Here is an 11,735-nt window from a genome sequence, read left to right as displayed (position 1 = left end):
CACACTAAGAAGTCATAAAGCGATAGGTGCCAATGAACTAATGAACCAACAAGATGATTAAAAACTATTTAAAAATAGCACTCCGTAACTTTTGGCGGCACAAGTTTTTTACGTTTATCAATGTAATCGGCTTGTCTATTGGGATTAGTTCGGCATTGGTTATTTACTTGATAGTTCATTTTGATTTTACTTTTGATCAATCGGTTCGTGATAGCGAGCGGATATACAGGGTAGTTTCCAATTATACCTATGCCGGCGAACCGGCCTATAACCGCGGTGTTTGTGGTCCTTTGCCCGAGGCCGTGCGTACGCAGGTTAGCGGTATTGACGTAGCAGCCCCGTTCTTTGCTTTGTATCAGCCAAATGTATTTGTCCCGGGTAACTCCGGGGTGCCTGTTAAATTTAAACTGCAGGATAACGTGGTATTGGCCGATGAGCGCTACTTTGAGCTTTTTAACTATACCTGGCGTGCCGGCAAAGCTAAAACCGCTTTCAACGGCCCCAACCAGGTAGTGCTGACTACCGATCAGGCCGAAAAATATTTCCCAAAACTGTCATATAACCAAATGATGGGCAGGGTTATAACCTATGATACTGTAAACACTGTGGTTACCGGTATCATAGAGCCGGTAAAAGGCAATACCGATTTTAAATCGCAGGCTTTTATATCTTACTCTACAGCAACTAACAACAAAGCTTTACAAGACGAATTAAGGCCTAAACATTGGGGTGGTACCACACCTGCATCACAACTTTTTATTAAATTATCCCCCCAGGCTACAGTTGCTCAAATAACCGGGCAACTGAATGAAATCCTGAAAAAGCATAACCCGCCAGCGCCATCCAATAAAGGCAACACCCGCAGTTTTGCTTTACAGCCACTAAGCGATGTGCATTTTAATGAGCTATACGGTACTTTTTATGGCGGGCGTACCGCAAACAAAACAACATTGTATGGCTTGCTGGCAATAGCTACGTTTTTACTGCTGTTGGGTTGCATCAACTTTGTTAACTTAACAACCGCACAGGCAGCTCAAAGGGCAAAAGAGATAGGTATCCGCAAAACAATGGGCAGCAGTCGCCTGCAACTCATTATCCAGTTTTTAAGTGAGACATTTTTTATCACCCTTATCGCGGTTGTTATCTCGGTTTTAATTGCGCCCGTGATCCTTAACCTGTTTAAAGATTTTATTCCGGAGGGGATCACGTTAGATCTTTTAAATCAGCCCAATCTTATTGTATTTCTCCTGGCGCTCACATTTATAGTGAGTTTGTTATCGGGATTTTATCCGGCAGTTTTACTATCGGGTTATAAACCGGTGTTGGTACTTAAAAACCAGGCATCGTCAAACAGTAGTAAAACACGGAATGCCTGGTTGCGTAAATCGCTCACGGTAACGCAATTTGTAATAGCCCAATTTTTTATTATGGCTACCGTATTGGTTAGCAAGCAAATATATTATGCCTTGCATAAAGACCTGGGGCTTAAAAAGGATGCTATTTTGGTCATCAATTCGCCATGGAAAAACCGCACAGAAAGCCGAAACCAGGTTTTTTTAAATAAGATTATCGCGCTGCCCCAGGTGCAATTGGTAAGCCTGGGTAAAGATGCGCCATCCTCAGATAATGGTAACTCAACCGAAGCTACTTTCCGCGATGGTAAGAAAGAGATAAAGATGGAACTTAATGAAAAGTATGGCGACGAGAATTACATCAAAGTATACCACATAAAACTACTGGCGGGGCGCAATTTACTACCGGGCGATACCTCAAAAGCATTTTTGATAAATGAAACCTACGCACATGCCATTGGCTTTAAAAACCCAGCCGACGCGGTTGGTAAATACATCGACAATTTTAACGGAGATGTTAAAATGCAGATCATAGGCGTAGTGGCCGATTTTCATGCCGAATCATTACATGCGCCTATTAAACCAATAGCGATTTTAACCGAGCTTAACCACTACAATAACGGCACTTTCCACATCGCGCTAAAGCCACAATCGGCAGGCGGCGATGACTGGAAAAAGGCCATTGTTGCCATGGAAACATCATGGAAGGAAATTTACCCCGAAGATGATTTTGAATACCACTTTTTTGATGAAAATATAGCCAGGTTTTACGATGCCGAGCAACATACCTCAACTTTGTTAACTTGGGCTACTGGTTTATCAGTATTTATAAGTTGCCTTGGTTTATTAGGCCTGGCCATTTATAACACCAACCAGCGTACTAAAGAGATAGGGGTACGTAAAGTTCTTGGCGCCACCGTATCGCAGATAGTTGCGCTGTTATCAACCGAGTTAATATTACTTATTTTGCTGGCATTTGCGCTGGTTACGCCATTAGCCTGGTACGCCATGAACAAATGGATGCAAAGCTTTGCCGACCGTACCAGCATCAGCTGGTGGATTTTTGTACTAAGTGGCGGAGGGATGTTGTTAACCGCCCTGATAACATCAAGCTTCCAAACCATAAAAGCCGCGATGGCAAATCCGACCAGGAGCCTTAGAAGTGAGTAGGCAGCTGGCAGTGGGCAGTTAGCAGTAGGCAGTAAGCAAGCCCGGTGATTATACAAGCGACACCAATGAACTAATGAACAAGTGAACTAATGAACCAATAAAATGATAAAAAATTACTTCAAGATCGCGTTCCGTAATTTCGGACGGCACAAGTTGTTTACAATGATCAACATTGTAGGTTTGTCTATCGGCATTAGTGCCGCTTTGGTAATTTACGTTATTGTAAATTATGATTTTACGTTTGATAAAAACCATAGGGATAGCGATAAGATTTACCGCGTGGTTACCGAGTATTCGTTTTCGGGCAATGTGGGCTATAATGGTGGCGTTACCGGCCCATTGGCGGGCGCCGTAAAAGCCGAAGTAACGGGCGTAAAAGATGTGGTGCCGTTTTTTACCAATGGCGGCATGAATGTATTTATTGCCAATAATACCAATGTACCCACAAGGTTTAAAGATCATGATAATATTGTACTGGCCGATGGCAGGTATTTTACGCTGCTCGATTACAATTGGCTTGCGGGCTCGGCCAAAACGGCGCTGAACGAACCTTACCAGGTGGTGCTTACGTCAGATCAGGCTAAGATATATTTTCCTAAACTATCCTATAGCCAGATGCTGGGCAAAACGGTAACCTATGATACTATCAAGACTACCGTTACCGGTATTATACAAACGCCTCAGGAAAACACCGATTTTAATTTTCACGATTTTATATCGTATAGTACAGGCCTGGCCAATCCTGCCCTTAAAGATAATCTTCAGTTAACAGAATGGGGGAGTACCACGTCGGCATCGGTGTTGTTCGTTAAACTTGCAGATAATGCATCGGCAGCTAATGTTGAAAAGCAACTGAATGTGTTGTTGAAAAAACATAATCCGCCTAAAAAGGAAGACGCCGGCAACACCCAGGTTTTTCATTTGCAGCCGTTAAGCGATCTGCACTTTAACAAGGAATACAACAATTTTGATGGCGGGCACACAGCCAGTAAAACAACCTTGTACGGCTTACTGGTAATAGCCGCATTTTTGTTGCTGTTAGGTTGCATCAACTTTGTAAACCTTACAACGGCCCAGGCTTCGCAACGCGCCAAAGAAATAGGCATCCGTAAAACCATGGGAAGTACACGCCGCCAATTGATAACCCAATTTTTAAGCGAAACCTTCCTGGTAACCATTTTTGCGGTAATTATAGCGTTGGTGGCAGCGCCATCCATCCTTAAACTGTTTGCCGATTTTACCCCCAAAGGTATCACGGTTGATTACCTGCATCATGGCAATATCCTGCTGTTTATGCTTGCATTAATTGTTATTGTAAGCATATTATCCGGCTTTTACCCTGCGCTGGTGCTATCGGGCTATAAGCCGGTTGATGTGTTTAAAAACCAGGCGCACTCCGGCACAAATAAAACACGTAACGCGTTTCTGCGTAAATCACTAACTACCGTACAGTTTATTATAGCACAGTTTTTTATTATGGCTACGCTATTGGTAAGCAAACAAATTTATTACGCCCTGCACAAAGATCTGGGTTTTAAAAAGGATGCTATTATTAATATAACCATCCCATATAAAAACATGAACCCGGGGACAAAACAGGTGTTTAAAAACAAACTTGCTGCTATGCCCCAAATTGAGTTAATGAGTATTGGCGGTGCCCCTCCGTCGTCCGGCAATACCAACAGCACCGAGATGACCTATAAGGATGGTAAAAAAGAGATTAAGACCGATGTGCAGCAAAAATATGGCGATGAAAATTATATAAAAGTATATAAAATAAAACTCCTTGCTGGTCGTAACATCCACCAGAGTGATTCGGGAAAAGCTTTTATCATTAATAAAACCTATGCCAAAATATTAGGCTTTAAGAACCCGGCCGATGCTGTTGGTAAAATTCTTGACTTTGATAATCATAAAAATGAGATTGTGGGAGTAACAGCAGATTTTTATCAAAAGTCGCTGCATTCGGCCATTCAGCCATTGGTCATTTTAATACCTACTAATAAATGGGGTACCCGCACTTTTCATATAGCCCTAAAACCGCAAACCACCAATGGCGGTGAATGGAAAAAGGCGATAAACGATATGGGAAAAACCTGGAAGGAACTATACCCCGATGATGATTTTGATTACAGTTTTTACGATAAAAACATCGAAAAATTTTATGAATCGGAGCAGCATACATCTACTTTGCTTACCTGGGCAACGGGCCTATCTATATTTATCAGTTGTTTAGGTTTATTAGGCCTGGCTATGTACACCACCAATTTACGCACAAAAGAAATTGGTGTGCGTAAGGTGCTTGGCGCATCGGTTGCGCAGATTGTTACCCTGCTATCAACCGAGTTAATATTGCTTATTTTACTTGCCTTTGTACTGGTTACACCATTAGCCTGGTACGCCATGAACAAATGGATGGAGAGCTTTGCCGACCGCACCAGCATTAGTTGGTGGATATTTGTAGCAAGCGGTGCAGGCATGCTACTGGCTGCACTGTTTACACTAAGTTTCCAAACGGTGAAAGCCGCGGTTGCTAATCCTGTGAATAGTTTGCGTAGCGAATAGTTGGTTCATTGGTTGAATCGTTCATTAGTTCACTTGTTCATTAGTTCATTGGTCTTTTCTGGTGAGGATTACCAAGAGCGAAGTATTCAGCCAAAAGCGATTTGTCCACTATGCCCGCGTTCCAATGAACCAATGAACCAATGAACCAATGAACTAATGAACCAGCGAACCAATCAACTAAAACGATGATTAGAAACTACTTCAAAATAGCCTGGCGTAATTTGTGGAAGCACAAATTTTATACACTTATTAATGTATTCGGCCTATCCATGGGGATAGCCTGCAGTATTATATTGTTTCAGTTTATTAGCTATCATCTAAGTTTTGATGCCTATCATCACAACAAAAAGTCGTTATATAAAATAGTTGAACAGCTGCACCTTGAGGATGGTACCACGCTATATGAAAAAGGAGCGCCAATGGTGTTGGCCCGCGCTGTTAAAACAGCATTGCCGCAGATAAAAGACGCGGCCATTTTGGTTCAAAAGCGTTCTTTCACCATATCGGTTCCGCAAAGTGATAGGGCGGGGAAGAAGCTGTTTTATGAAAAAGAAACTGTTGGTCTTACCGATAAGCACTGGTTTAACATGCTTGATTATACCTGGCTCGCCGGTAGTGCCGAAACTGCCTTTAATGACCCGGATAATGCAGTTATCACTCAAAAATTGGCGCTAAAATATTTCGGTACCGACGATGCTGTCGGCCGGGTTATCCGCCTGGATAGCAAACATAATTTTAAGGTGACCGGGGTACTGGCCGATAATGTGGATAACACCGATTTTAAGTGCGATATGTTTTTATCGCTAACTGCCCTTAAAACACTTTATCCGGATGTTCAAAAAGATTTCCAGGAAAGCTGGTATTGGGAAGATTCGCGGAATGTTATATTTCTGCAATTGCCGCCAAATCTATCTCCCCGGAAGGTAGAGGCTACCATAACTAAACTGATGGATAAGGAAGCGGCAAAATCGTTCAAATACTTTTTGCAGCCCATAAACGAGGTGCATTTTGATGGCCGGTATAGTGGTGTAATACAAAAATCGTTGTTAACCACGCTGGCCATTGTGGGTTTATTGCTTATTGTTATAGCCTGCGTAAACTTTGTAAATATGGCAACCGCCCAGAGCTTTAAACGTGCCAAAGAAATTGGTACCCGTAAAGTTTTAGGCAGTACCCCCGCAGCCATATTTATCCAGTTTATTACAGAAACGGCATTAATAGTTTTGGCCGCCGGGCTGATAGCCGTATTATCAGTTTGGATGTTTTTGCCGGTTTTAAATTCCTGGCTGCAAACAACGCTTACATTTAATTTTACGCAGGATAAAACGCTGTTTGTTTTTGTTGCCCTATCCATGCTGATAATTACCATGGCCGCAGGGTTTTATCCTGCTTTGGTATTAAGCAGGTTTAAGCCCGTAAATGCTTTGAAAAACCAGGTTGGCGGGCATTCCCAAGCTGCCGGTTTTAGCCGTAAAAGCCTCATCGTTATTCAAAATGTAATTGCACAGGTGCTTATCATCGGTACCATCATTATCACCATGCAGGTGCGCTATCTGAAGACCGCCGACCTTGGTTTTAATAAAACAGGCGTAGTGATGCTTCCTTTGCCCGATTTTGACAAAAGTAAAACAGATTTCTTCCGTAACCAGCTACTGGTCAACCCTGCTATAAGCGCCGTTTCTTTTTGTTACCGGGCACCATCCTCAACAGCCGATAAAGGCGGATCGATAAAGTACGAGGGGAGGGACTGGGAAAAGTTTGTGGGCCGCACTTTGATGGGCGATGCAGGCTATGCCAAAACATTCGGCTTGCGGATTATAGCAGGCAGAAATATTGCCGAGGCAGATTCGGCCAAAGAGTACCTGGTGAATGAACAACTGGTTAAACAATTGGGCATCAAAGACCCTCAGAAGATAATTGGCCACCAATTTACTGCCGGAGACCTTACTGATAAACCAGGTACCATTGTTGGGGTTGTGAAAGATTTTCACGCCAAATCGCTTTACAAGGCAATAGAACCGTCGTATATCAGCACTTTCCGCACCCAGTATCAGTACGCGGGGGTAAGGATCGAGCTGAAAAACCGCTCTGCTGCTTTAGCACAGGTTCAAAAAGTATTTCAATCGGTATTCCCGGAAAATGTATTTGAATACCGTTTCCTGGACGAACAGATTAACGATTTTTATCAGAAGGAAGACTTGCTAAACAAACTCATTACCTCCAGCGCGGTTATCGCTATTTTTATCAGCTGTCTTGGTCTTTTAGGGTTAATATCGCTGCTTACCATGCAGCGCACCAAAGAAATAGGCATCCGTAAAGTGCTTGGCGCATCAGTAACCAATATCACCGCTTTACTCTCTGCCGATTTTATTAAACTGGTTGTTATTGCCATTGTAGTAGCATTGCCCATAGCCTGGCTAACCATGAGTAAATACCTCCAGGATTTTGCTTACCGGATAGATATTCAATGGTGGATATTTGTATTAGCGGCTGCCTTATCCGTTCTGATAGCTTTTGCAACAGTATGTTATCAATCGCTTAAAGCGGCTATGGCCAACCCGGTTAATAGTTTGCGAAACGAATAGTAGGATATGCATTCCGGGATTTGTTATTTCACTTAAAATAACTTATCGCGCCCTGCGTTTGATAGCGCTGTTTATTTAGATGTTAACCTAAACCAATGAGATATATTATAAGTTCCTTAATTCTCAGCCTTTTCACCTGCGCCATTTTTGCGCAGGATAAACTGCCGGACGCCGCTAATTTACCAAACCAGGTTGGCGATATTATATTTAATCCACAAACAGACCGGTACGATTTTAAGCTTTGCGATAAGGACAATATTTACCAATACTACGGTTTAAATACATCTTATCAAGGAGAGGCAAAAGCATTAAAGAAAGAACTGTTTGGCAAAATGGTTTATCAGCACCAATTTAAACTGGTTACCGGCTCCGTTACCGTTCGGTTTATTGTGAATTGTAAGGGGCAAACCGGCTGGTACCGAATTTACCAGTTAGATGCCAGTTATCGCAAAGTGGCCTTTCCGCCGGTTTTTGTTACCATGGTGTTAGATGCCGTGAAAAGCTTAAAAGGCTGGATCCCCGGTAAACTTCCAAACGGCTCCGTTTGCGATACCTATTATTATTTGCACTTCAAGGTGGTTAATGGTCATGTTAAAGATATAGCCATATGAAAAAGTACTTGTTGATCTTAATTTGGTTAAGTGAGGGAATGCTTAAAGCACAAACCAATTGCAATATTTATACAGATAAGCCACACCAGGTGGCATGCCAGTACTATACAGACGCTATTCAATACCCACAGGGGTCTAAAAATTCACAGCAACTGTTTATCTATTCGTTACAGGCCTGCGCCACTTTTGGGCCAACTTTATGCGAAATGTCGGTACCTTATTTAAAACGGGGCGATTTTTACACCTGGAAAATATTAATGGATAAAGCGGTGCAAGCTGATCCGGGCGAATACCTGGGCGTTAGGGGCTGGTGCTACTTTAAATTTCTGAAGGATTATAAAAATTGCTATGCCGATTTGTACCGTTTATATAAACTAACCAAAGGTGTGCCGGGTTATACAGGCGATGGTGATTATGACCTGCGCATGGTGATGGCAATGGCCCAGCGCGAAATGGGCAACAATAAACTGGCAATGCATTATTTCAACGAATGTATTGATGACCATGAAAGAAAAAAAGTTTTAGGGCTTTACGATTATTTACACAGGGGCGTAACGCTATTGAACATGAAAAAATATACCTCTGCACTGGCCGATCTGAAGCTGGAAGTTAACAAGTACCCAAAACTTGCAGATACTTATTATTATATCGGGCTTACCTACTTAGTAATGCACAACAAAATCAACGCCGTCAAATCGCTCAAATACGCCCGTGAGCTGTACATTGGAACCGGCTACCACCGTGCCGACCCTTACAAGGAAGAACCAGACCAGGTTTACCTATTGGATATAACCGGGGCATTGGCCAAAGCTAAAAGGTAGCCGTGGCCCGATAGTTCACTAAAAATGTAAGCACAAATCTGTATAGCTTTTTCCGGCGGTTATTTGTGAAAATTTAATGGATAAAAACGCACACTCCCTGTAACGTTTCCGTACGGTTAAAATAACTGCCTGTATTGCAAATCACTGATTATTAAAATATTATATATTTGGCACGTGCTTTTTGGGTGTGGTAGTAATATTGAACATCACCATGATAAAAAATTACTTTAAAATAGCTTGGCGTAACCTCATCAACAAAAAAGGGTTTTCGTTTATCAATATCACCGGACTTGCTGTAGGTATGGCCGGCGCCATACTCATTTGGGCATGGGTGCAAAACGAGTATAGTTTTGAGGATTTTCAGAAAAATAAAAATACCCTTTATAAAGTTTGGAACCGTGGAACCGATGGTACTAATGTATACACTTTTGATGTTACCTCATCGCCTGTGGGCAAAACATTAAAACAGGAGTTTCCCGAGGTTAAAAACTACGCCCGGCAATATTGGAGTATCGACCGTCTTTTTAATTTTGGAGATAACTCTGTAAAAGCCAAAGGGAACGATGTGGACAAGGGCTTTTTAACCATGTTCAGCTTCCCGTTTCTGCAAGGCAACCCCGGGCATGCTTTGGATGGTGTTACCGATATTGTGATAACCAAACACCTGGCCAAGAAGATTTTTGGCGATGCCGATCCGATGAATAAACTGATTAAGCTGGAGAATAAAACAAGCTACAAAGTAACCGGTGTTTTAAACGATTTACCAAACAATACAACCTTCGATTTTGAATACCTAGTTTCGTTGGCCGCAAACGAAAATACTTACACTAATGGATCGTGGGGCGATAACAGTTACAATACATATGTACAGTTACAGCCTAATGTTGATATCAACAAGTTTGCTGATAAAATAAAAAACGTTGTAAAGGCGCATGACCCGAAGGCATCGCTCGAGGTTTTTTTACATCCCATGACCAAATGGCGTTTGTATTCCACTTTCGAAAACGGAAAAATTGTTGGAGGGCGCATCGAGATAGTTCACCTGCTGCTTGGCATTGCAGGTATATTATTGCTTATTGCCTGCATCAATTTTATGAACCTAAGCACAGCCCGAAGCCAGAAACGGGCAAGGGAAGTGGGGGTTCGTAAAGTAATTGGCGCGCGCAGGTTAAGCCTTATAGCCCAGTTTTTAAGCGAATCCATATTGATAACTTTTATGGCCGGGCTGGTATCTTTGTTGTTGGTGCAGCTGTGTTTACCCGCTTTTAACCAACTAACCGGCAAAGTATTGGTTATTAATTATGCCGATCCCGCATTTTTATTGGCTTTCTTTGGGTTCATCATCGTAACAGGTTTACTTGCAGGTAGCTATCCTGCATTTTTCCTTTCGGGTTTTAGGCCGGTTAAAGTTTTGAAGGGTACTTTTAAGGATACGCAGAAACTCATTAGTCCGCGTAAGGTGCTGGTAGTACTGCAGTTTACGGTAGCTATTGTATTAGTTGTTGCTACCATCGTGGTTTACAGGCAAATTAAGTTTGCCCAAAACCGCGATATAGGTTACAAACAAAATAACCTGATAGAAGTACCTATGGAAGGCGACATCAGTAAAAACTACGATCTGATTAAAAACGACCTGATCAATAGCGGCGCTGTTACTGCTATGAGTAAAACAGGGTATACTGTAACTATAGAAGGCAGCCGCACTGATGGTTTTAAATGGGAGGGCAATGATGCCAGCCAGGACAAAATGGGATTTTCGAGGCTGGGCACCGCAGGTGATTTTGTGAAAACAATGGGGCTTAAACTGGTAGCTGGCAGGGATGTTGATTTTAATGCTTTCCCTGGCGATAGCGCATCTGTTATGCTAAATGAAACTGCGGTTAAAGCGATGCATTTAAAAAATCCGGTAGGCAAATTTATTACCAGGGCCAATGAAAAATTGCAGATCATTGGCGTGTTTAAGGATTTTATTATCAGATCGCCCTATGCTAATGTAGACCCAATGATTGTTTTTGCATCTAAATATTGGGCATACAATACAGTTATTCGTTTGAACGAAAAAAACAACATGGCCAAAAACCTTGAGCTGGCAGAAAAGATCTTCAAAAAATATAACCCTGCCTATCCGTTTACCTATGAATTTGTTGACCACGAATTTGGCAAGAAATTTAACGATCAGCAGCAAACCGGCTCCCTGTCTTTTGTATTTGCCGGGCTTACCATTTTCATATCATGCCTTGGCTTATTCGGGCTGGCAGCCTATATGGCCGAAAACCGAGCCAAGGAGATAGGCATCCGCAAAGTGTTAGGCGCAAGTGTAGCCAGCATTACCCAAATGCTAACAAGAGAATTTGTTGCTTTGGTATTGGTAGCCATAATTATAGCTACGCCATTTGCCTACTATGCCATGAATAAATGGCTGCAGGATTTTAGTTACCGTATAAATATTGGCTGGTTAACATTTGTAATGGCTGGTTTAGTTGCTATTGTTATAGCGGTGTTAACGGTAAGCTTTCAATCGGTTAAAGCTGCAATAGCCAACCCGGTTAAAAGTATCCAGGCAGAGTAAGTCTTAAGTGGGAAGTCGTTAATTTTAAGTCTTTGTTCGAAAAAGAAAATGAAGCTTAACAA

The 11,735-nt window shown here is 42.1% G+C and carries 6 protein-coding genes; all 6 read left to right on the top strand.

Going from position 1 to position 11,735, the window contains the following annotated elements; genetic code table 11:
• The first annotated feature begins 53 nt into the window (after positions 1-53).
• Complete coding sequence (locus tag FSB76_RS00285) at positions 54-2,522, top strand: ABC transporter permease (RefSeq protein WP_147051618.1); 2,469 nt, start codon at positions 54-56, stop codon at positions 2,520-2,522.
• Positions 2,523-2,624: 102 nt separating this feature from the next.
• Entirely contained in the window at positions 2,625-5,087 is a 2,463-nt protein-coding gene (locus tag FSB76_RS00280) for an ABC transporter permease (RefSeq protein ID WP_147051617.1), read from the top strand.
• 185 nt (positions 5,088-5,272) lie between these two features.
• Entirely contained in the window at positions 5,273-7,672 is a 2,400-nt protein-coding gene (locus FSB76_RS00275) for an ABC transporter permease (protein ID WP_147051616.1), read from the top strand.
• A gap of 95 nt (positions 7,673-7,767) precedes the next feature.
• On the top strand, positions 7,768-8,283 hold the full coding sequence (locus FSB76_RS00270; RefSeq protein WP_147051615.1) for a hypothetical protein: 516 nt from the start codon (positions 7,768-7,770) through the stop codon (positions 8,281-8,283).
• On the top strand, positions 8,280-9,104 hold the full coding sequence (locus FSB76_RS00265; protein ID WP_147051614.1) for a tetratricopeptide repeat protein: 825 nt from the start codon (positions 8,280-8,282) through the stop codon (positions 9,102-9,104). The genes FSB76_RS00270 and FSB76_RS00265 overlap by 4 nt, the downstream gene beginning before the upstream one ends.
• Before the next feature lie 211 nt (positions 9,105-9,315).
• On the top strand, positions 9,316-11,673 hold the full coding sequence (locus FSB76_RS00260) for an ABC transporter permease (protein ID WP_147051613.1): 2,358 nt from the start codon (positions 9,316-9,318) through the stop codon (positions 11,671-11,673).
• The last annotated feature ends 62 nt before the right edge of the window (positions 11,674-11,735 follow it).

The sequence above is a fragment of the Mucilaginibacter ginsenosidivorax genome, assembly GCF_007971525.1.
Taxonomy (GTDB): Bacteria; Bacteroidota; Bacteroidia; order Sphingobacteriales; family Sphingobacteriaceae; genus Mucilaginibacter; species Mucilaginibacter ginsenosidivorax.
Note: the sequence above shows the minus strand (reverse complement) of the source record. Positions and strands in the feature narration are given on the sequence as shown.